The sequence below is a fragment of the Serratia sp. Ag1 genome, assembly GCF_000743355.1.
Classification (GTDB): domain Bacteria; phylum Pseudomonadota; class Gammaproteobacteria; order Enterobacterales; family Enterobacteriaceae; genus Chania.
Map to the genome: position 1 here is coordinate 54,332 of NZ_JQEI01000008.1, position 25,910 is coordinate 80,241.

Here is a 25,910-nt window from a genome sequence, read left to right on the forward strand (position 1 = left end):
GCGAATGATTAAAGCTGGCTTTTGGGGACGATCTGTTCACTGAAGCTCAGGCGCTGGCGATCAGGCTCTGCGGCGCTGAGCGGCTCAACCTCTTTCAGGCTGTTTTTGCAGCGTGCCACCAGTTCCTGATACTGCTGTGTTCCAACGCGTTTCCAAGCTAACTCCTGTTCGGTGAGATCGCGGATAACCCGGGCCGGGCTACCGATCACCAGCTTATTGGCCGCGATCTCTGCGGCGGCCTTTACAAAGGCTCCGGCTCCCACGATGGTGTTTTCGCCGATATCGGCACCATCCATAATTACTGCGTTCATGCCGATCATCGCGTTGCGGCGCACCCGACAGCCGTGCAAGACGGCACTGTGGCCGATGTGCCCGTCTTGCTCAACGACCGTATCCTGCTGCGGGAAGCCGTGCATCACGCAGTTATCCTGTATGTTGGCACCGTCTTCTACCACCAAACGGCCAAAGTCACCGCGCAGGCTGGCATTGGGGCCGATATAGACGTTTTTGCCGATAATGACATCGCCGATCAATACCGCCGTCGGGTGAACAAAGCTGCTGGGGTCCACTACCGGCGTCAGGCCGTCAATCTGATACACAGGCATAGCATAGTCTCCTCAAAATGTAGTATGAGTGCGCGCCAGGCCACCAAAGCGCCGGTAATATCCGGCTCCAGGGGCGGGTAGGGCACCGATGGTGGTTTCGGCTAATTCGCTGACATACTCCGTAGCGGCGCGATCCACTTGCTGATAGAGGTTGATGCACAAATTACGCGCAATCTGCCCTTCCCATTGAGCAGGCAGCAAGGCATCGGGTAACAGTGGGTCTTTCAGCACCACGCGGCGGAAAAAGTGGATCAGCAATAGCTTGATCTGAAAACAGCGTTTGGGCGTCAGCACACTGCCGTCAGCTTCGCGCAGTAGCATCATCAGCGGGCGGAAAGAGACAATAAACTCATGATAGTAGGCAGCCACTTCGCTGAGCGACCAGCAGTAGGCAACCATCTGCCGTAGCGTTTGTTCGGAGCGGTTATAGGGGTAATCTGCACGGAAATAGATCACCTGCTCACCGGCATTAAGTTCTCCTAGCAGCGCCGCGACGTCGGTTTGCGCATGGGTCGGGGCGGCCATCAGGTTGTTGGCGATCTGGCCAAAACCCAGCCAGCCCAGCTCTTTTTTCAGCCGCGCACGCTCGGCTTTTTCCGCGTTTTCTAGCAGCAGCAAATCCCACTTACCATCCCAAGCCGGTTGCTCGCTGAGGTAGATTTTGGATTCGGCATGACGGAACTGGCGCATACCTTGTTCGGTGAGGCGGTAATAGCTGCGGCGACCCATTTTTTCTACATCCAGCCAGCCTTCTTTCTGCAGGCGGAATACTGAGGTGCGCACAAAGCGGTCACCGAACCCGAGCGCTTCCAGCAGTGCACTCAGGCTGCCGAGCCAGATCTCACCGCCGCGATGGCTTAAGGCATCGCCGTATAACGAAATAATTAACGAAGTGCCACTAATAGGCTGTGCATCTAAGGCATGGCGGATAAACTCATCCAGTTTATGTTCCATATTTTTCCATAGGTTAGCCTTGGTTGAAGCACAACATTAGCATAAACGGTGAGAGGGTAAATATGCGGCTTTTGCATTCCTCAGCGCTATCTTTGATACATTCGATGATGTTGTCGATTTCGTGGCGATGATTTCTGCTATGGTTACCCGTGCGATGTTCACCCAAATTCAAGTGGTTGCCGATGAATCCGGCGTGGATGAGACATAAAACAATCGAGGTAGAAGATGGAAGAAAAAACGGAAGTCAGTACTCCTCAACGCGATGCTTTTTTGGATGAGAGAGCCTTCAAATCACGTACTGTCCTGCTGTTTGGGCAAATTAACGATACGGTAGCGCATAATGTCGTCAAACAACTCGTGGCACTGTCCGATGAGTCCTCTGCGCCGATCAATTTCCTGATTTGCTCACCTGGCGGCCATGTGGAGTCGGGTGATGTGATTCATGATGTCATCCGCTTTATTGGTGCCCCGGTGAATATGATCGGTAGCGGTTGGGTGGGCAGCGCGGCGGTTAACGTGTTCTTGTCGGTGCCTAAAGAGCGTCGCTTCTGCCTGACAAACACACGTTTTCTAATTCATCAGCCTAGCGGTGGCATTGGTGGGCAGGCTACCGATGTGGCGATTCAGGCAAAAGAAATTATCCGTATACGGGAAAGAATCGCGGCCTTAATTGCTAAGGAAACCGGGCAGAAACTGGAAAAAGTCTTGAGCGACATTGACCGCGATTTTTGGATGCCGGTGGCGGAAGCGATCGAGTATGGTCTGGTATCTAAAGCGATTGTGAGCGACAAGGAAATAATCTAGCAGAGCCGGTCTGGAAATGGGCTAGGTCTCTTGATCAGAAGGTCTGATCAAGAGACTGCCCTAGCGAGAAAAATCTAACGTGGCCGCAGATCAATCACCCGTTGTGCTTTCCCTTCCGAGCGCGGAAGGTCGCCACAGTTGGCAATGCTGACATCGGTGCTGACGCCGACGATTGATTTAATATGGTGGCGCAGTTGGTGGCAGATGTCGCAACGCTGTTGATGGCTGAGTGTGAGCGCCGACTCTTTCAATTCCACCCGCACCGCCAAAGTATCCAAATGCCCGGCGCGGCTCACCTGCAACTGATAGTGTGGTGACAGGTGTTCAAACTGCATAATCTGTTCTTCTACCTGTGATGGGAAGACGTTCACACCACGGATGATCAGCATATCGTCGGAACGCCCGGTGATCTTGCCCATTCGGCGCATATTACGGGCGTCTCCTGGCAGCAGGCGGGTGAGATCCCTGGTGCGATAGCGGATCACTGGCAGCGCTTCTTTAGTCAATGTAGTGAAAACCAGCTCTCCGTGTTCGCCATCAGGCAGAATAACGCCATTGTCTGGGTTGATGATCTCTGGCAGGAAATGGTCTTCCCAAATGGTGGGGCCACCACCGCTTTCTGCGCACTCCATGGCGACTCCTGGCCCCATCACTTCGGAGAGCCCATAAATATCCAAGGCTTTAATCCCCATACGTGCTTCGATCTCATGGCGCAGAGCCTCAGTCCAGGGTTCGGCCCCGAAGATGCCTAAGCGTAACGAACAGTTGCGAGCGTCACCGCCCAGTTTACGTTCCAGCTCATCGATCAGCGTCAGGCAGTAAGAAGGGGTGACCATAATCACGTCGGGTTTGAAATCCATGATCAACTGCACCTGTTTCTCCGTTTGGCCGCCGGACATCGGGATCACCGTTGCCCCTAAGCGTTCCGCGCCATAGTGTGCTCCTAGCCCGCCGGTAAACAGGCCGTAACCGTAAGCCACGTGGATTTTATCTTTGGTCGTGGCTCCGGCAGAGCGCAGGCAACGGGCGACAATGTCTGCCCAGTTATCGATGTCGCGCTGGGTATATCCCACCACCGTCGGGCGACCGGTGGTGCCAGAAGAGGCATGGATGCGCACTACCTGTTCCATTGGCACGGCGAAGGTGTCAAACGGGTAGTTGTCGCGCAAATCCTGTTTGGTGGTATAGGGGAAACGCGCCAGATCGCTCAGTTGCCGGAGATTGCTCGGGTGGACACCAGCTTGATCGAACTTGCGCCGATACATGGGTACGTTGTTGTAGGCATGGTGTAAGGTCCATTGCAGGCGTTCCAGTTGTAATGCTTCTATTTCGTCGCGCGAAGCAAATTCAATCGCGTCGAGGGGCCGTGGATTTGTGGTCATCTTTTTAGCCTCAGAAATTTAGACACGCTCAATAATCATGGCGATACCTTGGCCAACGCCGATGCACATGGTGCACAGAGCATAGCGACCGGCACGCCGTTCCAGTTCAAACATCGCGGCCAGCGCCAGGCGTGCACCGCTCATACCCAATGGATGGCCGAGGGCGATGGCGCCACCGTTGGGATTTACCTGCTCGGCGTCGTCCGGCAAGCCAAGCTGGCGTAGCACCGCCAGCGCCTGCGCGGCAAACGCTTCGTTAAGTTCAATCACGTCCATCTGGGCCAGGCTCAGCCCGGCGATCTCCAACACCTTGCGGGTGGCTGGCAGTGGGCCAATCCCCATCAGCCGGGGTTCGACGCCACAGGTTGCGGTGGCCACAATCCGTGCTCGCGGCGTTAGGCCCTGCTGTAGCGCCACCGCCTCAGAAGCGACAATCAGCGCTGCTGCACCGTCATTTACGCCAGAGGCGTTACCGGCGGTCACGCTACCCGGCTGGCGGAACGGAGTTTTCAGTTGTTGTAATTGTTCCAGCGTGGTTTCCGCGCGTGGGTGCTCATCGGCGGTAAATTGAGTGACCACACCTTTCCTGTTGGTGAGGCTGACCGGGATGATTTCTTGCGCCAGGATCCCGGCTTGCTGTGCCCGTGCGGTACGCTGTTGGCTGCGCCAAGCAAAAGCATCCTGAGCGGTACGGCTGATAGCAAACTGGGCCGCCACGTTCTCGGCGGTTTCTGGCATCGAGTCGGTGCCGAAAGCGGCGTGCATCCGTGGGTTAACAAAACGCCAGCCAATGGTGGTATCAAACAGTTGCGCCTGACGGCTGAAGGCGCTGTCGGCCTTGCCCATCACCAACGGGGCGCGGGTCATCGATTCTGCGCCACCGGCCAACATCAGGCCCGCTTCACCGGCTTTGATACTGCGCGCGGCCATCGCCAATGCATCCAGCCCCGAGCCACACAGGCGGTTGATGGTGGTGCCGGAAACGGTCAGCGGTAACCCAGCCAGCAGCGCCGCCATACGGGCCAAATTGCGGTTGTCTTCCCCGGCCTGATTGGCGCAACCGAGGATCACATCATCCACCCGCGACCAATCGACATTCGGGTAGCGATCCAGTAAAGCGCGCAGCGGCAATGCCGCCAGATCGTCAGTACGCAGGTTAGCCAGCGCGCCGCCATAGCGGCCAATTGGTGTGCGCACGCCGTCGCAAATAAATGCCTGACTCATGGTTGCTCCCCTAAAATGTGGTGGCCCAGGCGATGGGCGCGGCCACGGAACCAGGCAACGGTTTTACCCTGTTGATTGACGATCTCAACGTCATATAACCCGGTGGTTTTGCCCTGATGGCGCACCGTCGCATTGGCGGTGAGGCGATCGCCAGCTACTGCCGGGCGGATGAAATCGATGGTGCAGCCAGAAGCTACTGCCGCCAGCCCTTGGCTGTTGCAGGCATAGGCAAACGCGGTATCCGCCAGGCTGAAAAGCTGGCCACCGTGGCAGGTCTGGTGGCCATTGAGCATCTGTGGGCCGACGATCATGCTGACTTGTGCAAAACCGGCATCCACGGCGTCGACCTGCATACCCATTGCCTGGGCGCAGGTATCTTGCTTAAACATCTGTTCGGCGCAGCGTTGGGCCAGCGCGTGGGGAGTATGGGCGTGCATCAGTATTCGACTCCTGAATAATTTGCGGCATAGCGGCGCAGCAACGGCATGGGGCGATAGCGCGGCTCGGCGTAATAGCTTTGCAGGTTTTCCAGCGTGGCAAGAATGTGTTGCCAGCCGAGTTTTTTGCCCCAGGCCAATGGCCCTTGTGGATAATTGACGCCAAAGCGCAGAGCGTTATCGATGTCGGCAGCGCTGGCGACGCCTTTGCTCACCACGTCAAGCGCTTCATTACTCAGCATCGCGACGGTGCGCATCACCAGTAGGCCAGGGTAATCAGGCAGATGGATAACCTGCTTACCCAGCGCTTGCAGCAAACGGATCACTTTGGCGGTTTGCGCTGCGCTGTTCTGCACGGCACTGGCGATCGCAATGGTAGGCGCATGCTGATAATTAACGGCGAGATCGAACACCACCACGGGCGTTCCGGTTTCCGCAGCGATCTGGCTGGCCTTTCTGCCATTCGTTAACATAAATCTAACATCATCTATGAGCGCCACAGGGCTGGTCTGGCCAGGATGTTTGATCGTTAACGCATTTCTGGTTAATAACTGGGCAAATTCGGCCAAGGCTGACCAGTCGCCTTGCAGCGTCACCGCTTGCGGTAACTCAGCCGTTTCCGCTGCGGCAAAAACCGGCTGCGGGGCGGTATGCTCGCTGCCATAGCGATAAAAACCGCGCCCACTTTTGCGCCCCAGATGCCCGGCAGCCACCAGTTCCTGTTGCAGCAGCGAAGGGGTGAAGCGCCCGTCTTGATAGAACGCGTGGTAGATCGACTCGGTGACGGCATAGTTAACATCTTGCCCGATCAAATCTGTCAGTTGCAGTGGCCCCATAGCGAAACCCCCTGCGTCACGCAGCACCGCATCCAGTGTGGCCGGGTCGGCAACTTGTTCTTCCAGCGCCCGTAGGGTTTCGCCATAGAATGGCCGAGCGACACGGTTGACGATAAAACCGGGCGTGGAGCGGCAATGGACGCTGTGCTTGCCCCAGTGCTCTGCCAAGGCTTGCAGCGTGGTTAAGGTTTCTGCGCTGGTTTCCAGCCCGCTGACGATCTCCACCAGTTTCATCAACGGTGCCGGGTTGAAGAAGTGCAGCCCAGCCATACGTTGCGGGTGCTGCAATGCGCTGGCGATAGCGGTGATAGACAGCGATGAGGTGTTGCTGGCTAACAGCGCGTTAGGGGAGCAGATGGCTTCCAGATCGCGAAACAGACTTTGTTTGATCGCCAGTTGTTCCGCTACCGCTTCGATGACCAGCTCGCTATCGGCCAGTTCGTGTAATGAATTAGCCAACTGGATATTGGCTAATAAGGCTTCGGTGCTATGGGCATCGGCTTTGCCTGCCGCCACCCGCTTGCGCAACTGTTGCCCGAGTTGCTCAAGCGCGCGAGCGGCGGCGGGCAGGGCGATATCAAACAGCTTGACCGGGTGCCCTGCTGCTGCGGCTACCTGGGCAATGCCGATCCCCATGGTGCCTGCACCGATCACTGCCACTGAAATTCCCGTGATATTCATGGTTATTTCCCGCTGAAATTCGGTGGTCGTTTGGCGAAGAAAGCACTGACTCCTTCGCGATAGTCGGCGCTGCGGCCACCCAGGCGCTGCAAATCACGCTCCAGATCAAGCTGCTGATCGAGCGTGTTGGTCGCCGAACTGTAAAGCGCTTTTTTAATCAACCCCAGGCCATAAGTAGGCTGTGTCGCTAGCTGTTTAGCCAGGGTTTGTGTGTGTTCGGCCAGCTCTGCGGCGGGCACGACTTGCCAGATCATGCCCCAGGCTAACGCTTGCTGGGCGCTGATTTTGTCGCCCAACAGCGCCATACCCATGGCGCGTGCATGCCCGGCCAAACGTGGCAGGAACCAACTGCCGCCAGAATCCGGCACCAGCCCGAGCTTGCAGAAAGATTGGATAAAGCTGGCATTATCGGCAGCTATCACGATATCGCAGGCCAAAGCCAGTGCGGCTCCGGCTCCGGCTGCCACACCATTCACTGCGCACACCACCGGCTTAGGCAGCGCCGTCAGGCGGCGGATCAGTGGGTTGTAAAAACGCTCTACCGACAGGCCAAGATCCGGTGCGGCCTGTTCAACGTTGACGTTGCGATCGTTCAAATCCTGCCCGGCGCAGAAACCGCGCCCGGCCCCGGTGATCAGCACGCAGCGCACGCTATCGTCACGTTCAGCCAGGGTCAGTGCTTCGCTGAGCTGGTGGTGCATTTCATCGTTGAAACTGTTGAGACGGTCTGGCCGATGTAGGGTGATGGTCAACACCCCGGCATCGATATGGCTGAGAATTAATGCGTTTTCCATAAATCAGCGCCCTGTGTAATGCGGTGTACGTTTTTCGAAGAAGGCAGCAATGCCTTCGCGGCGATCCTCAGTGGCGGCCAAGGTGACAAACTGTTGGCGTTCCAGCTGTAAACCTTGGCTCAGGCCGATTTCCTGCGCCTGCTTCAGCGCCTGCTTGGCGGCACGCAGTGCCAGCGGTGCATGTTGGCTGATGCGTTGGGCGATCTGTTGGGTGCGCTCCAGCGTCAGCGCATCAACACAAACCTCACTCACTAACCCGGCCTGCTGTGCACTGCGGGCGTCGATGGCCTCGCCGGTCAGCACCATTTGATAGGCGCGGGATTTACCCACACAGCGAATCAGGCGCTGCGTGCCGCCTGCACCGGGGATCAGGCCCAAAGTGATTTCCGGCAAACCGAAATGGGCGCTTTCGCCACAAATCACGATGTCGCAGGCCAGCGCTAATTCACAACCGGCACCGAGCGCATAGCCGTTCACTGCTGCTAACAGCGGTTTGCTGAATTGCGCTAAGCGTTGCCATAGCAGGGGGCGGCGATCGAGTAGGGCAGCAGCGACATCCTGCTGTTGCAATTCACGCAGGTCGGCACCGGCAGCGAAAAAGCGTGCGGCACCAGTCAGCACGACCGCACCCACCTGTACATCGGCGTCGGCCTGTTCCAGTAGATAAACCAACTGTTCCAGGCACGGGGTGCTCAACGCATTGCGGGCTTCGGGGCGATGCAGTTGCAGCGTTACCACCCGCTGGTGCTGTTCACGTAAAATCCAAGGGGTTTCCATGGCAACTCCTAAACGTCAAAGTCCAGCACCACGCCTTCACCGCGTGGCCAGGACTGGCAGCTCAAAACGTAGCCTGCTGCCAACTGATCCGGCTCCAGGCTGTAGTTGATCGCCATATCCACTTCACCGGCTTTCAGTTTGCATTTGCAGGTAGCGCAGACACCGCCCTTGCAGGCGTAGGGCAGGTCGGCCCCTTGGCGTAATGCTGCATCAAGAATGCTGTCATCTTCGGTGCCGACGTCGATCTTCAGGCGGCGGCCATCGAGCTGGATCTCCACCTGAGTGGCATTGCGGTTACCACTGTTGGCCGGGCGCGTTGCGCTGCTGGTGTTGAAGCGTTCGCTATGAATGCGTTCGGCAGGCAGGCCAGCTAACTCCAGCACGGTATGCGCCTCGTCCATCATCGCTTCTGGGCCGCAGATAAAAGCATGGTCGAATTCGTTGAAAGCCAGCAGCGTTTTGCCGATGGCAGTGAGATGTTCACTGTCGATGCGGCCACCGAGCAGCGGGCTGTCGAGGCTTTCCTGGCTGAACAGGTACAACGGCTGAAAGCGTTGTGGATAACGGTTTTTCAGATCTGATAGTGCTTCTTTAAACATCACCGAGCGGCTGGTACGGTTGCCGTAAATCAGGGTGAAATGGCTATTGGGCTCCTGTTGCAGGGTGGCCTTGATGATCGACAGCATTGGCGTAATGCCAGAACCGGCGGCTATCGCCAGATAGTGGCCTTGCGTGTGGGGTTGTGGCTGATAACCGAAACGGCCTTGCGGCACCATCACGTCCAGTTCGTCGCCCACTTGCAGCCTTTGGTTGATAAAAGAAGAGAAACGCCCCTGATGAATAGCTTTCACCCCAATCTGCAACAGACCTTCCTGTGGGGCACTACAGATGGAATAACAGCGGCGCAGCTCTTCGCCATTAACCTTGGCTTTCAGCGTCAGGTGCTGGCCGGGGGTATAGCGGTAATGAGGTTTTAATTCGTCCGGCACGCGCAGCGTGATGGCCACGGCATCCGGCGTTTCGCGTTCGATGGCTGCGACATTCAGGCGATGAAAGACCGTCATGGTTGCTCCTAAATACATTTGAAGTAGTCGAACGGTTCCCGGCATGCGCAGCAGCGATACAGCGCTTTGCAGGCGGTGGAGCCGAACTCACTGATTTTTTCTGTCGAGGCGCTACCGCAGCGCGGGCACTGTACCGGGCCATGAACCTGCGGTTTTTCGCAGCTTTGCCCCTGTGGCGGCGCAACACCGTATTCCTTTAGCCGCAGGCGGGCATCGGCATTCATCCAGTCAGTGGTCCAGGCCGGGCTCAGGCTGATTACGATTTTCACCGGGCTGAAGCCTGCGTCTGCCAACGATTGTTCAATGGCATTGAGCAGATACTCGGTGGCTGGGCAACCGGAATAGGTTGGCGTAAAGGTGATAAGCCAGCCTTTATCGTCACGTTCCACGTTGCGCACCATGCCGAGATCGGTGATTGACAGCACCGGCAGTTCTGGATCGCTGATCTGTTGCAGGCAGTGCCAGATCTGCGGAATTTCTGCGGGCTGTAGCCGGGTGATTTGCATGTTGGCCTCTACCAGTTGCAATTCGGGTAAGCGCGTTGCAGGAACTGCATCTCTGCCAGCATCATGCCGAGATGTTCACTGTGTTGCCCTTGCTTGCCACCGTGGCGAAAAGCGGGTACGGCGGGTAGCGCCAGCGTGGCCTGTTGCAGGGTGTTGTTGACGGCCTCTTGCCACGGAGCCTGCAACTGACGCGGGTCAACGGCAATGCCCTGTTCAGCCAGTTCAAGCTCAATGTCATCGGCGTGAAACAGTTCGGCGGTGAAACGCCACAGGTCATCTAATGATTGCTGGATTTTCTGGTGGCTGATTTCATTGCCATCGCCCAGGCGGATCATCCAGCCACGGCTGAAACGCAGATGGTATTCAGCCTCTTTCAGCGATTTAGCGGCAATCGCGGCCAGTTGGCTATCTTTGCTGTGGCTTAATTCCCGGTGCAGCAGTAAGTGGTAGGTATCTAACAGGAACTGACGCACCAGCGTGTCGTTAAAACCGCCGTTGGGTTGTTCGGCCAGCAGCAGGTTACAGAATTCACGTTCGTCGCGGTTAAACGCCAGACGATCTTCGCTGTAGTCTGGCCCGGCCAATTGTGCCGCGTAGCCTAAAAAGTTACGTGCTTGCCCCAGCAGATCCAGGCCGATATTGGCCAGCGCCAGATCGATCTCCAGTTCTGGCGCATGGCCGCACCAGCCGCACAGGCGTTGAGCCAGGATCAGCGGTGTGTCGCCCTGGCGCAGGACGTAGGTGATTTTGGCATCGGTGATGGTTTTCATGGCCTGCCTCTACATGTTCTTGATGCCGTCGGGAATGGTGTAAAACGTCGGATGACGGTAAATCTTGTCGTCGGACGGATCGAAGAACGCTGCGCGGTCTTCCGACTGTGAGGCCACCAAGTGGCAGGACTGCACCACCCAGATCGAGCAGCCTTCATTACGGCGGGTATAGGCATCGCGGGCGTTTTCCAATGCCATCTGATCGTCTGCAGCGTGCAGGCTGCCTACATGCCGGTGTGCCAGGCCTTGTTTGCTGCGGATAAACACTTCATACAGCGGCCATTCAGCGTGAGTCATTGCTCTCTCCTCGGTTAAGCAGCGTTTGCCGCACGTTTAGCGGCATGGGCCATTGCACCATCCCGTACCCAACTGCCTTCATCCCAGGCACGGCGTTTGGCCTGTAAGCGTTCGTGGTTACACTGACCGCGCCCTTTGATCACCTCGTACAATTCGTTCCAGTCGATCTCGCCGCAGCGGTAATGGCCCGTGGTTTCATCCCAGGCGAGATCGGGATCCGGTGCGCTCATTCCCAGAGCTTCTAGCTGTGGCACGGTGTTATCGATAAATTTCTGCCGCAGTTCGTCATTGCTGTGGCGCTTGATCTTCCAGGCCATGCTTTGCGCACTGTGGGGGGAATCGGCATCACTTGGGCCAAACATCATCAGCACCGGCCACCAGAAACGGTTGATGGCATCTTGCAGCATGGCCTTTTGTTCTGGGCTGCCTTGCGCCATCGCCATCACGGCTTCGTAGCCTTGGCGTTGATGGAAACTCTCTTCTTTGCAGATTTTCACCATTGCTCGGGCATAGGGGCCGTAAGACGCGCGGCATAGCGCTACCTGGTTGACGATGGCGGCTCCATCGACCAGCCAGCCAATCACGCCAATGTCTGCCCAGTTCAGCGTCGGATAGTTGAAGATGGAAGAATATTTCATCTGACCAACGAGCATTTTTTGGTAGATATCCTGGCGCGAGCAACCGAGGGTTTCCGCTGCGCTGTACAGATACAGGCCATGTCCGGCTTCGTCCTGCACCTTCGCCAGTAAAACCGCCTTGCGGCGCAGAGTGGGGGCGCGCGTCAGCCAGTTAGCTTCCGGCAGCATGCCGATCACTTCGGAATGAGCGTGCTGGCCGATTTGCCGGATCAGGTTCTGCCGATAGGCATCCGGCATCCAGTCTTTGGCTTCAATGGAGGTATCTGCGGCAATCTTGTCGTCAAAATGCTGCTGGTATTGTGCTTCGGTTATCATGCTTGCCTCTTGGTGATTCGTATTTTTTAATTTAAACATAAAAATGTGAATCATTTTTCAATAACCATGAAGTTACAAGTTGATAACAATAAGATCAAATGGCCTGGATATGATTTTGCGATACTCATCACAACTAAAAATTCAATTAATTGTTTTTAAATGATATTTAAATTTGGTTTTGCAGTGTCTTTGAGCGAGGGTGGTGACTTTTTCTGAGAGTGTTTTATTTTTGTTAAATTTTAACTTGGCGTTAAATGAAAAATATGTGATACATAATTAATCTTCATGGTGTCTATTTGTGATTTTTGGAGGAGCCAATGCAGCAGTTATACAGTTATCTCTCTGGCCGCTGGGTGTACGGCCAAGGCCAGGCCCGTGCAATCCATCATGCTGTTACCGGAGAACCGCTGTATCAGGTGTGTTCTGATGGGCTAGCGTTGGCTGCCAGTCTGGATTATGCGCGTGAAACAGGGGGCAAGACGCTGGCACAGATGACCTTCCAGCAACGTGCGCAGATGATGAAAGCGGTCGCTAAGCATCTGCTGGCCCACAAGGAGGAGCTGTATGAGGTTTCCTACCAGACCGGTGCCACGCGCAACGATAGCTGGGTAGATATTGAAGGGGGGATCGCAACGCTGTTCTCTTATGCGGGGCTGGCAGGGCGAGAATTACCGGACGATACCTTGTGGCCGGAAGATGAACCCATCCCGCTTTCCAAACAGGGGCAGTTTGCTGCACGGCACGTATTGACCTCGCGCCCAGGTGTCGCGTTGCATATCAACGCGTTTAACTTCCCCTGCTGGGGCATGCTGGAAAAACTGGCCCCTACCTGGCTGGCGGGAATGCCTGCGATCATCAAACCTGCTACCGCAACGGCACAACTGACCCAAGCGATGGTGAAGCTGATGATTGACAGCGGGCTGGTGCCGAAAGGGGCGTTACAACTGATCTGCGGCGGCATTGGCGATATGTTTGAGCATCTTGACTATCAGGACGCGGTAACATTCACCGGTTCAACGCAAACCGGGCAAAAGCTGCGCTCTCACCCAAGGTTGCTGGAAAAATCCATCGCGTTCACCATGGAGGCCGACTCGCTCAACTGCTGTGTGCTGGGGGAGGATGTCACGCCAGATATGCCGGAGTTTGCGCTGTTTATCAAAGAAGTCTGCCGCGAGATGACCAGCAAAGCCGGGCAGAAATGTACCGCTATCCGGCGCATTATCGTACCCGCAGCGCGTATCGCGGAGGTGCAACAGGCGCTGCTGCAGCGCTTGGCGGGCGTGCAGATTGGCGATCCGCAATTGGAGCAGGTGCGGATGGGGGCGTTGGTTAATCAGGAGCAACGCGACGATGTGCAACAGAAGGTGGCATTTTTGCTGCAAAACGGCTGTGAGGCACTGTGCGGCGCGTCATTGGATAAGCTGGCTATTGCTGGTGAGCGTGCGCAGGAAGGAGCGTTTTACCCGATCACCTTGCTGTATTGCGCCGAGCCTTTCAGCCATAAGGCGGTGCATGGCACCGAGGCGTTTGGCCCGGTGGCGACGCTGATGCCTTATCAGAATACCCAGCAGGCCATTGAACTGGCCTTGTTGGGGCAGGGGAGCCTGGCGGGCTCGTTGATTACCGCCGATGAAGCGCTGGCTACCCGTTTTATCCGCGCCACGGCCTGCGCGCATGGCCGCATGCTGGTGTTGGATCGTCATGCTGCGGCAGAGTCTACCGGCCATGGTTCACCGTTGCCGTTGTTGGTGCATGGTGGCCCAGGGCGTGCAGGCGGTGGCGAGGAACTGGGCGGTTTGCGTGCGGTGAAACACTATATGCAGCGCACGGCGATTCAGGGCAGCCCAGCCATGTTGGCGGCGATTGGCCGTGAATGGGTACGTGGTGCTACGGTGATTGAAGAGCAGGTGCATCCATTCCGTAAATACTTCGAGCAATTGCAGATCGGTGAAAGCCTGCTGACAGCACGCCGCACCGTAACCGAAGCTGACCTCGTGAATTTCGCCTGCCTGAGTGGCGATCATTTCTATGCGCACATGGATAAGATTGGTGCCGCAGAATCGTTGTTTGGCGAGCGGGTGGCGCATGGCTATTTTGTGGTATCAGCGGCGGCAGGGCTGTTTGTCGATCCTGGCGTCGGGCCAGTGATTGCCAACTACGGTATGGAAAACCTGCGCTTTATCGAACCGGTGAAGATAGGTGACACCATTCAGGTACGCTTAACCTGCAAGAAGAAAATTCGCAAGCCTCAGAAGACCACTGAAGATCGTCCACATGGTGTGGTGGTGTGGGACGTACAGGTATTCAACCAGCATCAGCAGGCAGTGGCGCTATACAGTATTCTGACGCTGGTGGCGCGGCAGGAAGGGGACTTGCCGGAGAGACTTACATAAACAGTAAGGCAGCTGAGCCATCCCATACTGCGGCCAGTACATATACCAGAACCAGAAAAATCATGAAAGATGTGTTGCTCATGGCGCGAACCTCACGGAGGAGTCTAGATCGCATAGACTAAGTATAGCCCGTTCTACCGACAAAGAGTGACAATATAATGACACTAGCACAAATTTTGCTCAGGTAAAATTGACCGTTTGTAAACGAGTAAATCGCTGCTTTTTTACTATAATAATAACATGCAGATACGAATTATTGCAGACAGTCCCCCGCTGATGGGCCGCTTGGAGCTGGTGCTCGCTGGGGTAGCTGATGAAAGCGATCGTTGGGTAGTGTCGGTGCTGTTGTTGGCTTGGCGTTAGGTCTCTGTTAGTCAGAAGATAAATCGGGAGAGTTAAAGATGGGCATCATTTCCTGGATCATTTTTGGTTTAATCGCCGGTATTCTGGCTAAGTGGATTTTGCCAGGTAAAGATGGTGGCGGGTTTATCATGACCGTTATCCTGGGGATCGTAGGTGCGGTTGTCGGTGGCTATATCAGCACTTTCTTCGGGATGGGCCGGGTCGATGGCTTTAACCTAGGCAGCTTTGTAGTTGCGGTAGTCGGTGCTTTGGTGGTGCTGGTTATCTACAGAAAAGTCAGAAGCTGAGCAAATCTTGCTTAAAATGGGTCGCTATGGCGACCCTTTGAGGTTGATGACAAAGTGGCTTTTTAACCCGAGATACCCGGGTCTAGCGCACCGAGGGGCGCTCCGGCGGCTTACGCCGCTACGACCCCTTCGGCACGCTCCCCCTAATAACAGGCTTTATCAGCAGTCTGAAATGGGTCGCTATGGCGACCCTTTCTTTTAATGCGTTAATACAATCTTGCCAATATGCACGCTGGACTCCATCAGTGCATGCGCCTGGGCCGCTTGCTCCAGCGGGAACGTTTGGAAGATCAGTGGTTTTAACGCACCGCTTTCCAGCAACGGCCACACTTTCTGCTCCAGCTCAGCGGCAATTTGTGCTTTGTCTTCAACGCTACGGGCCCGTAGCGTTGAGCCAGTATGGGTGAGGCGTTTAAGCAGCAATGGCATCAGGTTCAGTTCTTTAATGATGCCGTGCTGAGTGCCGATCTGTACGATGCGGCCATCCATTGCAGCCGCCTGAAAATTCTTGGCGACATACTCACCCGCAATCAGATCGACAATCACGTTCGCGCCTTTGCCATCGGTGGCTTGCTTGGTGCACTCAACGAAATCTTCATTACGGTAGTTAATGGCCACGTCGGCCCCGAGATCTAAACTGGCTTGGCGTTTTTCCTCTGAACCCACTGTTGTTATAACGCGAGCGCCAAACGCTTTTGCCAACATGGTGGCCACGGTGCCAATCCCGGAAGTCCCACCATGAATCAGTACCGTCTCCCCGGCTTGCAGATGGCCGCGTTGAAACAGGTTCACCCAAACGGTGAAGAAGGTTTCTGGAAGGGCGGCGGCTTCGATCATACTTAGCCCTTTCGGTACAGGTAACGCGTTACTCTCATGTACCTTGCAATATTGCGCATAGCCACCCCCGGCGATCAACGCACAAACCCGATCGCCTGGTACATAGCGTTGCACTCCCTCGCCAATAGCCACCACTTCTCCTGCAATCTCTAACCCTGGAATATCTGAAGCGCCCGGTGGTGGCGCATACAGACCGCGACGCTGCATGACATCGGGGCGATTGACGCCGGATGCGGCGACTTTTACCAGGATTTCCCCTTGGGCTAGTGAAGGCGTTGGGCGTTCTGCCAGCAGCAGAACTTCAGGCCCACCAGGTTGGTCGATTTCGATGACTTTCATAGTGTTTGAATTATTTTGGGTAGAATTAAGCCGTATGCCATTAAGCGCAATAACGATAGAACTGGCAAGATCGAGTTGATAATTTCGCCTGAGTCGGCGGAATACTGTGCGCTTAAACACGTTTGTGCTTTCCAGAGGCAAAAAGAGTTGCTATTCAACCCTAGGCATGAGTTAATGATTCCCGGCCTGTGGTACAGACCTATTTATGCACGACATTTTGAGTAAAGTAGTTCAAATTTAAAGCGTTATCCTTGATAGCTCTTCTCTGACGAATTTCCTTTCTAGTGCCTCCATAAGTAACTGATGACCGGCTATAAGATGCCCATGGTGGCTTAAATTTAATTTTGAAGGAATTAGACATGTCTAACATGATCAAAGGTCAAGTGAAGTGGTTCAACGAATCTAAAGGTTTTGGTTTCATCACTCCTGCAGACGGCAGCAAAGATGTATTCGTACACTTCTCTGCAATCCAGGATCAAGGTTTCAAGACCCTGGCTGAAGGCCAGAACGTACAGTTCTCTATCGAGAACGGTGCTAAAGGTCCGTCAGCGGCTAACGTTACCGCTATCTAATTGGCCTTGTGCTGATTAACAAAAACCCGCCGAGGCGGGTTTTTTTGTGTCTGCAATTCTTTGCTGACCAGAATTGAGGGATGAGGGTTTTCTTCTGCAAAACGAGGCAATCTATGAAAGTTAACGATCTGGTGACGGTTAAAACTGACGGTGGCCCACGTCGCGAAGGGGTGATTCTGGCGGTGGAAGTGTTTAATGAGGGCACAATGTATCTGGTGGCATTGGAGGACTATCCTGCCGGGATATGGTTCTTTAATGAGATCGACAGCCGCGATGGTACTTTTGTTGAACAGCGCTCTTCAGAGAAGAAGTAAGCGTTTTAACAAGAAAGGTAGCTAGAAAAGACGAGAATACCCGCCGCAGAAAACATGCTGATGCGAACAGGTATTTCAGTTTTGCTGGAGAAGATGTCCAGTAAGGTGGTTGCACTGCTTCACAAACGAATCGGTGAAGGGGCGTGCTATTGACCGCGTTAACGGTTGTTAACAAAGATGCCGTTCGTCAAGGTGTCGGTTAGGCGAACCACATGATAAATAATCTGTTTGTTGTGTGTTTTGATCTTTCTTTTGATATTGCCTTTATGTGAAGAGACCGTTTTTGCTTTGATCTGCATCTGATCAGAGATCTGAATGGTTCCTTGGCCAGACATCCACATGCGTAGCATATTGGACTCGGTTTGGCTGAGTGTCACCGGGGTTTGGTCGAACGAGTTTTTTTCAGGGTGAGTGATTTTCTTCTCAAGGCAGCTATCGAGTAGCCCACTCATTGTTTCTGGCTTGATTGACTTTGATGAGATGATGACGTTCTGGCGTACATATAAATAATTATCGAAATGTACTTTGGTGATTGCCATGAAGATAAAGAATAACGTAGCAGGGTTTTGAGAAATGACCTGTTTTATTCTTTCTGTCGCATTAGCCTCATGTATAAAGCAATCTTCGTTTAAGAAAACCAGACTCGGTTGTAGCTTGGTGCATTTTGCGTCTAGGCTGTCGATATCGGTAACTGCGCTAATATGACGCTTTTTCATACCCTGTGAAGTCAGATAATCAGTGAGTCCTAGTTTTGTGTAACTGCATGAATCCATAATAATTGTTGGCATTTTACCCCCCACTTAAACCTGTTTTGCTACAGTAATAATAAGAAAAGCCCGAGTTTTAAGGCTAAAAGGTACAAAAAAATTACATTTTATGGACTTAAAGTTCTATCAATAAAACAGATACGACTCAACGCCTTTTCGGACTAAATTTTTTAATCCTATTGACCCATCAGTTTAGCTTAAGTTGACTTATTATAGCGGATAGTTGAATGTCTGCCTGCAATAGAGTCGCTTGCCCTCAAGTGACCAGATCGGCACCATCAAATTTACCTGATATATCATGAGTATTATTTCTGTGTTAGTGAGATGATTATTAAAGGAATATTCATATTTTAACTTCCCCCTAAATTTTGCCTGTTTTTTACTCAACATTTCATTTACTTAACATCACAAATTCTGATTTGATGTTTAAAATCAATTCATTATATCAATGATTTTCTCTCATTGATAATGACAATTCTGACTTTTTAAGTTGTATGGCTGTTTTTTTGAGCGAAAGGGCGGTGTGGGCTGTAGAGATTCTGTACATGTCCTATGGCCGGCCTCGGCATTGGATGCACAAAAACATCGATTACTCTGTTCTATTCGGCAAGATTGAGAGGATAACACTTTCATACAACTGACAAAACGCGCCCGCCAAGGCAGTGTGGAAACAGCGCCACATTGCCTTGGCGGGGAATTAAGCGACCTCTTGGCGACAACTGTGCAGTGAAGCCAGTGCGAGAGTGATATCCCGCTCTTCGGTCATCCAATTTACCAAAGCCGCGCGAATACCCGGCTGACCGTTATACTGGGTAGGCGTACAGCGCACCACGCCGTGTTGATCCAAACGCATGAGAAAACGATCGCGAGCGGTTTTTGCGTCACCCTCAACCCCTGTTAATGCGAAGCACACTACGTTCAGGTTTACGGCAGCCAGCAGACGGAAGCCTTTGCTGGCGGATAGCCCCTCACCCAAACGGTGTGCCAGCATGACATTACGTTCAACGATCTCCCGTATGCCGTTGCGTCCATAGGCTTTCAATGCCATCCATAATGGTAGCGCTCGGAAACGCCGTGAGTTCTCTGGTGTCAGGTGAAGATAGTTATCCGGGCGCAAGGTTGGAGCTTCCAGGTAAGCTGAATGGTTCTGGAACACTTGCATTTGCAGTGCTAAATGGCGGGTGAATTGAATCGCGCTGTCGTAGGGAACATTCATCCATTTATGAGCATCCACGGTGATTGAGTCGGCCTGTTGCCAACCTTGCACCAGGTGTTCATAGCGGTGAGAACAGGCCGCTACGCCACCGAAGGCGGCATCAACATGTAACCAGAAGGGATAGCGTTCGCGCAGTGCCAACAGACCAGGCAAATCGTCGAAGGTGGCAGTGTTTACCGTCCCTGCGCTGGCCAAGACGATCGTAGGTTTGCCAAGGGTGGCGGCAAGGTGCTGTTCTAAGGCTGTGAGGTCGATGGCTTCTGAGCCAGGCTGCTGGGCAATCTCTTTCAGCGCGTCGCGCCCGATCCCCAGCATGCTAAGGGCTTTCAGGCTGCTGGAGTGGGCATTAGCTGAAAGCACCTGAATGGGCCCCAGGGCTGCCAACCCCTGCTGTGATACGTCAATCCCTTGTTGTTGCCCAAGCCATTGGCGGCCAATTGCAATACCGACAAAGTTTGCCATGGTAGCGCCGCTGACAAAGCTGCCGCTGAAATCAGCGGGCAGATTCAGGAGGCTTTTTATTTGTTCAATCGTGGCGAGTTCGAGGGCTGCGGCAATAGTGTCATGGCTGAGTAAGCTATTCTGGTCGGTTGTACTAACCAGCCAGTCGGCGGCTAAAGCTGCCGGTGTACCACCGCCGGTAACAAAACCAAAGTAGCGTGGCCCGGCACTGCTGGAGAATCCGGCGGCATAGTGTTGCCAGAAATCTTCTAAAGCGGCCAGAGCGCCGCAGCCTTCTTCCACCAGGATATTATCTCCGGCTTTAAGCTGCTGTTTAGCTAGCGGTGGGCATACTGAGCGCTGTTCCAGCCCGGCAAGAAATTTTTGGGCCAACAGGTTGGTCTGGTCAAGTATGCGAGGGAAATCATCGAGATCTTGCTGTAAACGTGGGTGCATGTTTTTTCCTTGGCGCAGGTGTAAGTGGCTCTACCATAGAGAATTTGCATTTACGCTGATATCGATGAAAAATAGCCTTTTGTGATAGTAAGGCTAACCAATGATGAGCGATCGCCTGCCGATTCATTTTTTACCGACCTTTATTGTTGCTGCACGCTTAGAAAACTTGCGTGCGGCAGCACAGCAGGTGCATCTGACTCATGGTGCTGTCAGCCAGCAGATTCAACAACTCGAACAGGCCATAGGTTGCCCGTTGTTTGAACGTAGTGGCCGTGGGGTGCGGCTGAATGCTGCCGGGCGCGAACTGCTGGCTGTCGCTGAACCCGCCTTGTCAGCCTTACAACAAGGTGTCAACCGTGTCAGACGGATTGCGACCAGCCAAGTGCTGCGCATCAGCGTATTACCCTCTTTTGCTCACTATTGGTTATTACCCCGTTTGGCAGAGTTTCACCACATTAGCTCAGGGATCGCGCTGGATATTGATGCTTCATTGGCGGTGCAGGATTTAGCCCGCAAGGGGTTTGATGCAGCAATCAGGATGGGGGATGGCGTGTGGAGCGGTGTGCAGGCACAACGCATTGCTACAGGGGAGGTGGTTCCAGTTGCCACCCCAGAACTGGCTTTGCAATGGCAGGGAGCCTTTTCTGGCATGGTTGATGCTCCGGTTCCGCTGCTGGAGCATGATGCTATGCCTTGGCGTGCCTGGTTCCAGGCACAAGGGGACACCGGTGGTGGTCAGCAGGTAGCGCTGTTTAACGATGCGGGCCTGTTGATTCGTGCTGCGGAACAGGGCTTTGGTGTTGCCTTGGTGAAAACGGTGCTGGCAGGGGATTCGATTGCGGCGGGCCGCTTAGTGCCATTGGCACCGGCACAACATCTGGGGAATAACGATATTTATCTGGTGTGGCCGCATGCCACTGGCCTGACACCCGCTGTTGAAACTTTGTTGCATTGGCTGCAACAACAATTGGGGTGAGTGCCGCTTATAAACTACTCGAATTATTTTGGGTATAGTTTAGTATTCGTTTAATAAACTATTCTTTACTTAATAATTTTACATAACTATACTTCAACCAAAACCTCAAAGGAGAAAACTCATTGGACAGTTGCAGTAGTAGCGAAATAATTAAGGCAAGCTGACCGATCTCCTTTTGATTTGTTGCTTGCCGAACACGGCGGGCAGCACCCCTCACACGTTATTCCGAGCTGTGCCACCCCGAATATGATGTTTTACCTGGAGCTTAATCGCTTTGGGAGATTTTACTCGGATATTATTATGGTATTTTATCGCCACAGCCTTTTCCCTCCAGGCACTAAAACGCTAACCCGCTGATTTATTGTCAGCGCAGTTTCGCGTGTGCTTAAAAGCACATGATTCACCCTCCTGGTGTTTATTAAGGGGAAGATCATGGCTATGACTCCTTTTGTTTTAAATTTATTACTGGCGATGAGCTTGGGCGCAATTATTGGTGCCGAACGGCAATGGCGCCAACGTATGGCTGGTTTGCGCACCAATGCGTTGGTCGCAACCGGGGCTGCAGTATTTATCCTGAGTTCGTTTACCACCGAGCCTGACAGTGCCGGGCGTATTGCTGCACAAATTGTTTCTGGGATCGGCTTCCTCGGTGCAGGTGTCATTATGCGGGAAGGCCTCAATATCCGTGGGCTGAATACGGCAGCGACCTTGTGGTGTTCTGCAGCGATCGGCGTGCTGTGCGGGTTGGGGCAACATTGGGAAGCCGTATTGGCGACGTTGGTTATTTTGTGTGCCAATATTCTGCTGCGAGAAGCTGCGCAGCGTATTAACCTGCAGCCACAGCAACAAGCGGTCGATCTGGAAACACGCTACCGTATTCTGGTGACCTGCGGAGAGCAGGATGAAATCTTGGTACGCACGTTAATTCTGCAGGCGTTGAATGGCGTAGCCTTACGTTTGCAATCGCTACGCAGTGCTGATATCGCTATTCCCGGCCAGTTAGAAGTTTGCGCTGAAATTATCGCCAACCCGGTAGCACAGAGAGAGATTGAAAATATTGTCTGCCGAGTCAGTTTGGAAAGAAGCGTCAGTGCGGTTTATTGGCGTGTAGCTTCCGAATTACCCGTTTAATTATTACCAACATTCACCAGCTTGGTGATAAGGAGCCGTCATGGACGAGCACCCCAGAGTTTTTATTATTCAGCGTTGTTAGAGCGATAATAATGGCGTTAACAACGCAATACTCTACATAATCCAAGTTGCAAGTGGGTACAGTTAATGTGCTGGTAACTTGAGTTGTGGCGAGCGTAATTCAGTAAATTCCACTCTGTGCCAATTCATCTGTTAATTCGGGTGGGGCATGCCGTGCATAGAGTAAAATAAGAGAATAGCGTTATGACCTATATTAAAGAAAAAACACACCGCCGTGATAAAAGCCGCGAGCCCTATATCATTGCTCTTGAGGCCAAGAATAGCCTCGATCAGACGCTGGCAAATTTGAACTGCAGCCGCGTTGGATTAACCCAGGAAGATGCACAGGAACGCTTACAGCATTTCGGCACCAATCAGGTTGCTCACGAGAAAGCTCCACATGCGTTGGTTCAATTAGTCAGCGCATTTAATAACCCGTTTATATTTGTCTTGATGGTGCTGGCGGGGATCAGTTTCTTTACCGACTATTGGCTACCTGCCCGGCACGGTGAAGAAACTGAGCTTACCGGCGTGATCATTATTCTGGTGATGGTGACTCTGAGTGGCTTACTGCGTTTTTGGCAGGAATACCGCACTAACAAGGCTGCAGAATCATTGAAATCGATGGTGCGCACTACCGCAACGGTATTACGTCGCAGCAGTTTCAGCACCCAGGCACAGGCGGTAGAAATCCCCATTCGTGAGTTGGTGCCGGGCGATATTATCCAGCTTTCTGCAGGGGATATGGTGCCTGCGGATGTGCGGTTACTGAGTTCCCGCGATCTGTTTATCAGCCAGGCTATTTTGACTGGTGAGGCGATCCCGATCGAGAAATACGATGCGCTGGGTAATATCAGCCAGAAGTCGACCGAAATCGATGCTTCCAGCGAAAGTGAGTTGCTCGAACTGTCAAACATTTGCCTGATGGGGACCAACGTTGCCAGCGGCACCGCATCGGCAGTGGTGGTTGCAACCGGTGGCCGTACCTATTTCGGTTCTCTGGCTAAATCGATCGTTGGCTCACGCTCGCAAACTGCATTTGATCGCGGGGTAAACAGCGTCAGTTGGTTGCTGATCCGTTTTATGCTGGTCATGGTGCCTATCGTTTTACTGATTAACGGTTTCACGAAAGGAGACTGGTCAGAAGCCGCGCTGTTTGCGTTGGCGGTGGCCGTTGGCCTGACGCCAGAAATGCTGCCAATGATTGTCAGCTCTAACCTGGCGAAAGGCGCGATCGCGATGGCGCGCCGTAAGGTAGTGGTTAAACGCCTGAATGCAATCCAGAACTTTGGTGCGATGGATGTACTCTGTACCGATAAAACCGGCACATTGACGCAGGATCGAATCATCCTTGAGCATCATCTGGATATAAATGGTAACCAAGATAGTCACGTACTGCATCTGGCCTGGCTGAACAGTTTCCATCAAAGCGGGATGAAAAACCTGATGGATCAGGCCGTGATCCGCTTTGGGCGTGGTAAACCGGGCGTTGAAGCACTCGGGCGTTACAGCAAGGTGGACGAACTGCCTTTTGACTTTGTGCGCCGCCGTTTGTCGATTGTTGTGAAGGACGAAAACCAGCGTCAATTGCTGATCTGCAAGGGGGCGGTGGAAGAGATGCTGGAAATCGCTACCCACGTGCGTGAAGGGCAGCAGGTACTGGAGATCGACGATGAGCGCCGCGCTGCGCTGCAAGCCTTGGCCTGTCAATATAACGAAGATGGTTTCCGCGTGCTGGTGTTGGCCACGCGCGATCTGGGGCTGGAAGGCTGTCAGTTGCCACTCAGTGTGGCGGATGAGCGAGATCTGGTGATCGAAGGGTTATTGACGTTTCTCGATCCGCCAAAAGAAAGTGCTCAGGAAGCTATCGCAGCACTGCAGGAAAACGGCGTAGCGGTAAAAGTGCTAACCGGCGATAACCCGGTGATCACCTGTAAAATTTGCCGTGATGTCGGCCTGGAACCCGGGGAACCGCTTTCTGGTGCAGACATCGAACTGATGGACGATGTTCAACTGGCACGCGAAGTAGAACAGCGTACGGTCTTCACTAAACTGACACCGCTGCAGAAATCACGCGTGTTGAAGATGTTACAGGCTAACGGCCATACCGTCGGTTTCCTGGGGGATGGGATCAACGACGCGCCAGCGCTGCGTGATGCTGACGTGGGGATTTCTGTTGATACCGGCACCGACATTGCCAAAGAGTCAGCCGACATTATCTTGTTGGAAAAAAACCTGATGGTACTGGAAGAAGGTGTGCTCAAAGGGCGCGAAACTTTCGGGAACATCATCAAATACCTGAATATGACAGCCAGTTCCAACTTCGGCAACGTGTTCTCGGTGCTGGTCGCCAGTGCTTTTATTCCTTTCTTGCCGATGCTGGCGATCCATTTGCTGTTGCAGAATCTGATGTATGACATCTCTCAACTGTCACTGCCGTGGGACAAGATGGACAAAGAGTTTCTGCGCAAGCCACGCAAGTGGGATGCCAAGAACATTGGTCGCTTTATGCTGTGGATCGGGCCAACCTCTTCCATTTTTGATATCACGACCTATGCGCTGATGTGGTTCGTATTTGCTGCGAATAGTGTGGAACATCAGGCCTTGTTCCAGTCAGGCTGGTTTATTGAAGGGCTGCTATCACAAACGCTGGTAGTACATATGTTGCGTACTCAAAAAATTCCGTTTATTCAGAGCACGGCGGCATTACCGGTATTGTTGACCACCGGGCTTATCATGGCGCTCGGCATTTATATTCCATTCTCACCGCTTGGGGCTTGGGTTGGGTTGCAACCGTTGCCTTGGGAATACTTCCCTTGGTTAGCCGCAACGTTGGTTAGCTACTGTGTCGTGGCACAGTTGATGAAGCGTTTCTACATTCGCCGCTTCGGGGAGTGGCTATAACACTCTTTTCACCAGCAGACCTAGCATAATGGTCAGCGTAAAAGAAAACAGCGTACCGAGCAGAACATACTCGGTACGCATTTTGTCCCCCGTTTGCCGCAGATCGCCAAAACGAAAAATTGATTTTGCTGCCAGCAGAAAACCGATAGCCGGTATTTGGCCGATCAGGACAAACGTCAGAATTAACGTTCTTTCCAGATAACCAATCTGCTTACCTGCGCGTAGTAGAGAATCATTTTCTGCTTTGGCACTGAGCGGCATCTGTGGTGCCCAATGAGCCAGTAATTGCCCAATCAGAATGCCCATTGGCATGTAAATCAGCAGATAGGCTAATACCAGCAGGCTGAGTTGCCTGCCAGAAATCTGCTGCCATGTGGCATGCAGGAATGTGCCTGGATCGGGGCTGAGATACAGCCACAGAAAGACGATAACAGCCACGTGTAAAGTCTGGTCGAGTAAAAGGCTGCTCACCTGGCTCATACGGGTAAAGTAAGTCACCTTCATCAAATCGATGAAATAATGGCTGGTACTGATTAGCAGCAAAGCAACCCATATATCAGTCAACGATAATCCGTCATGCAGCACACTGAATAAGGCAATGACCAAGGCGGTCAGTGTGCCTTGTACTAGTGCATGCAACAACAGAAAGCGTGAACGGCTGCGATTTAGAATTTTATCCTTCACCCAACTGAGTGGTTGCAAGGGAAAGTCGGCAATAAAATGAACGACCAGCATCCAGAATAAGAGGGGTATATAGGTTAAATCCATTA

General features: G+C 53.3%; 26 protein-coding genes. 9 read left to right on the forward strand and 17 right to left on the reverse strand.

Annotation, left to right across the window (positions count from 1 at the left end; genetic code table 11):
• Window positions 1-8: 8 nt before the first annotated feature.
• Window positions 9-605 carry a phenylacetic acid degradation protein PaaY gene (gene paaY / locus IV04_RS04245; protein ID WP_037395826.1) on the reverse strand — a complete coding sequence of 199 codons (597 nt, stop codon included), beginning with the start codon at window positions 603-605 and terminating at the stop codon, window positions 9-11.
• Window positions 606-617: 12 nt separating this feature from the next.
• On the reverse strand, window positions 618-1,559 hold the full coding sequence (gene paaX, locus IV04_RS04250) for a phenylacetic acid degradation operon negative regulatory protein PaaX (protein WP_037395824.1): 942 nt from the start codon (window positions 1,557-1,559) through the stop codon (window positions 618-620).
• Between the two features lie 225 nt (window positions 1,560-1,784).
• Between paaX and IV04_RS04255 the strand changes: the two genes are divergently transcribed.
• Window positions 1,785-2,363, forward strand: coding sequence for an ATP-dependent Clp protease proteolytic subunit (locus IV04_RS04255; protein WP_037395822.1), 579 nt, complete (start codon window positions 1,785-1,787; stop codon window positions 2,361-2,363).
• A gap of 74 nt (window positions 2,364-2,437) precedes the next feature.
• Here IV04_RS04255 and paaK read toward each other — a convergent pair whose 3' ends face one another.
• From paaK to paaA, 11 genes are read right to left on the reverse strand one after another with little or no spacing between them, the layout of a single operon-like run.
• Window positions 2,438-3,745, reverse strand: a complete 1,308-nt coding sequence (gene paaK, locus IV04_RS04260) for a phenylacetate--CoA ligase PaaK (RefSeq protein ID WP_037395820.1) — start codon at window positions 3,743-3,745, stop codon at window positions 2,438-2,440.
• Between the two features lie 18 nt (window positions 3,746-3,763).
• Window positions 3,764-4,969 carry a 3-oxoadipyl-CoA thiolase gene (gene pcaF, locus IV04_RS04265; protein ID WP_037395818.1) on the reverse strand — a complete coding sequence of 402 codons (1,206 nt, stop codon included), beginning with the start codon at window positions 4,967-4,969 and terminating at the stop codon, window positions 3,764-3,766.
• Window positions 4,966-5,406 (reverse strand): hydroxyphenylacetyl-CoA thioesterase PaaI, encoded by a 441-nt coding sequence (gene paaI, locus IV04_RS04270; RefSeq protein WP_037395816.1) that lies wholly within the window; start codon window positions 5,404-5,406, stop codon window positions 4,966-4,968. The genes pcaF and paaI overlap by 4 nt, the downstream gene beginning before the upstream one ends.
• Window positions 5,406-6,923, reverse strand: coding sequence for a 3-hydroxyacyl-CoA dehydrogenase (locus IV04_RS04275; RefSeq protein WP_037395815.1), 1,518 nt, complete (start codon window positions 6,921-6,923; stop codon window positions 5,406-5,408). Before IV04_RS04275 ends, paaI begins: the two co-directional genes overlap by 1 nt.
• A 2-nt stretch (window positions 6,924-6,925) precedes the next feature.
• Entirely contained in the window at window positions 6,926-7,717 is a 792-nt protein-coding gene (gene paaG / locus IV04_RS04280) for a 2-(1,2-epoxy-1,2-dihydrophenyl)acetyl-CoA isomerase PaaG (protein WP_037395814.1), read from the reverse strand.
• Window positions 7,718-7,720: 3 nt separating this feature from the next.
• Window positions 7,721-8,494, reverse strand: coding sequence for a 2,3-dehydroadipyl-CoA hydratase PaaF (gene paaF, locus IV04_RS04285; protein ID WP_037395813.1), 774 nt, complete (start codon window positions 8,492-8,494; stop codon window positions 7,721-7,723).
• Window positions 8,495-8,502: 8 nt separating this feature from the next.
• Window positions 8,503-9,558: a 1,2-phenylacetyl-CoA epoxidase subunit PaaE gene (gene paaE, locus IV04_RS04290; RefSeq protein ID WP_037395811.1), complete on the reverse strand. Its 1,056-nt coding sequence runs from the start codon at window positions 9,556-9,558 to the stop codon at window positions 8,503-8,505.
• A gap of 8 nt (window positions 9,559-9,566) precedes the next feature.
• Entirely contained in the window at window positions 9,567-10,064 is a 498-nt protein-coding gene (gene paaD / locus IV04_RS04295; RefSeq protein WP_037395809.1) for a 1,2-phenylacetyl-CoA epoxidase subunit PaaD, read from the reverse strand.
• An 8-nt stretch (window positions 10,065-10,072) separates the two neighbouring features.
• On the reverse strand, window positions 10,073-10,834 hold the full coding sequence (paaC, locus tag IV04_RS04300) for a 1,2-phenylacetyl-CoA epoxidase subunit PaaC (RefSeq protein ID WP_037395807.1): 762 nt from the start codon (window positions 10,832-10,834) through the stop codon (window positions 10,073-10,075).
• Window positions 10,835-10,843: 9 nt separating this feature from the next.
• Entirely contained in the window at window positions 10,844-11,131 is a 288-nt protein-coding gene (gene paaB / locus IV04_RS04305) for a 1,2-phenylacetyl-CoA epoxidase subunit PaaB (protein ID WP_037395805.1), read from the reverse strand.
• A gap of 14 nt (window positions 11,132-11,145) precedes the next feature.
• On the reverse strand, window positions 11,146-12,084 hold the full coding sequence (gene paaA, locus IV04_RS04310) for a 1,2-phenylacetyl-CoA epoxidase subunit PaaA (RefSeq protein ID WP_037395901.1): 939 nt from the start codon (window positions 12,082-12,084) through the stop codon (window positions 11,146-11,148).
• Window positions 12,085-12,401: 317 nt separating this feature from the next.
• Here paaA and paaZ point away from each other — a divergent pair, with 317 nt between their 5' ends.
• The 3 genes from paaZ (at window position 12,402) to IV04_RS04320 (ending at window position 15,127) form a co-directional block, all read left to right on the forward strand.
• Window positions 12,402-14,477: a phenylacetic acid degradation bifunctional protein PaaZ gene (gene paaZ / locus IV04_RS04315; RefSeq protein WP_037395803.1), complete on the forward strand. Its 2,076-nt coding sequence runs from the start codon at window positions 12,402-12,404 to the stop codon at window positions 14,475-14,477.
• A gap of 240 nt (window positions 14,478-14,717) precedes the next feature.
• Window positions 14,718-14,840: a hypothetical protein gene (locus IV04_RS27015; RefSeq protein ID WP_255351715.1), complete on the forward strand. Its 123-nt coding sequence runs from the start codon at window positions 14,718-14,720 to the stop codon at window positions 14,838-14,840.
• A 38-nt stretch (window positions 14,841-14,878) separates the two neighbouring features.
• Window positions 14,879-15,127: a GlsB/YeaQ/YmgE family stress response membrane protein gene (locus IV04_RS04320; RefSeq protein ID WP_037395801.1), complete on the forward strand. Its 249-nt coding sequence runs from the start codon at window positions 14,879-14,881 to the stop codon at window positions 15,125-15,127.
• 198 nt (window positions 15,128-15,325) lie between these two features.
• Here IV04_RS04320 and IV04_RS04325 read toward each other — a convergent pair whose 3' ends face one another.
• Window positions 15,326-16,303, reverse strand: coding sequence for an NAD(P)H-quinone oxidoreductase (locus IV04_RS04325; RefSeq protein ID WP_037395799.1), 978 nt, complete (start codon window positions 16,301-16,303; stop codon window positions 15,326-15,328).
• A 359-nt stretch (window positions 16,304-16,662) separates the two neighbouring features.
• Between IV04_RS04325 and cspE the strand changes: the two genes are divergently transcribed.
• Together cspE and dsrB are read left to right on the forward strand one after the other, a co-directional pair.
• Window positions 16,663-16,875 (forward strand): transcription antiterminator/RNA stability regulator CspE, encoded by a 213-nt coding sequence (gene cspE, locus IV04_RS04330; protein WP_004946278.1) that lies wholly within the window; start codon window positions 16,663-16,665, stop codon window positions 16,873-16,875.
• Window positions 16,876-16,988: 113 nt separating this feature from the next.
• On the forward strand, window positions 16,989-17,189 hold the full coding sequence (gene dsrB / locus IV04_RS04335) for a protein DsrB (protein WP_037395797.1): 201 nt from the start codon (window positions 16,989-16,991) through the stop codon (window positions 17,187-17,189).
• Between the two features lie 158 nt (window positions 17,190-17,347).
• On the opposite strand, the gene rcsA is transcribed toward dsrB, so the two are convergent.
• Both rcsA and IV04_RS04345 read right to left on the reverse strand, forming a co-directional pair.
• The gene (rcsA, locus tag IV04_RS04340) at window positions 17,348-17,977 is read right to left on the reverse strand and encodes a transcriptional regulator RcsA (RefSeq protein ID WP_037395795.1); all 630 of its coding nucleotides are present in this window, start codon (window positions 17,975-17,977) and stop codon (window positions 17,348-17,350) included.
• 676 nt (window positions 17,978-18,653) lie between these two features.
• Window positions 18,654-20,069, reverse strand: a complete 1,416-nt coding sequence (locus IV04_RS04345; RefSeq protein ID WP_037395792.1) for a pyridoxal-dependent decarboxylase — start codon at window positions 20,067-20,069, stop codon at window positions 18,654-18,656.
• Window positions 20,070-20,169: 100 nt separating this feature from the next.
• On the opposite strand from IV04_RS04345, the gene IV04_RS04350 reads away from it, so the two are divergent.
• The 3 genes from IV04_RS04350 (at window position 20,170) to mgtA (ending at window position 25,140) form a co-directional block, all read left to right on the forward strand.
• Window positions 20,170-21,045, forward strand: a complete 876-nt coding sequence (locus IV04_RS04350) for a LysR substrate-binding domain-containing protein (protein WP_037395791.1) — start codon at window positions 20,170-20,172, stop codon at window positions 21,043-21,045.
• 432 nt (window positions 21,046-21,477) lie between these two features.
• Window positions 21,478-22,176 (forward strand): MgtC family protein, encoded by a 699-nt coding sequence (locus IV04_RS04355; RefSeq protein ID WP_037395789.1) that lies wholly within the window; start codon window positions 21,478-21,480, stop codon window positions 22,174-22,176.
• 264 nt (window positions 22,177-22,440) lie between these two features.
• Window positions 22,441-25,140 carry a magnesium-translocating P-type ATPase gene (gene mgtA, locus IV04_RS04360; protein ID WP_037395787.1) on the forward strand — a complete coding sequence of 900 codons (2,700 nt, stop codon included), beginning with the start codon at window positions 22,441-22,443 and terminating at the stop codon, window positions 25,138-25,140.
• Here the strand turns inward: mgtA and IV04_RS04365 are convergent.
• Complete coding sequence (locus IV04_RS04365) at window positions 25,135-25,908, reverse strand: DUF3307 domain-containing protein (protein WP_037395785.1); 774 nt, start codon at window positions 25,906-25,908, stop codon at window positions 25,135-25,137. The genes mgtA and IV04_RS04365 overlap by 6 nt on opposite strands.
• Window positions 25,909-25,910: the final 2 nt, after the last annotated feature.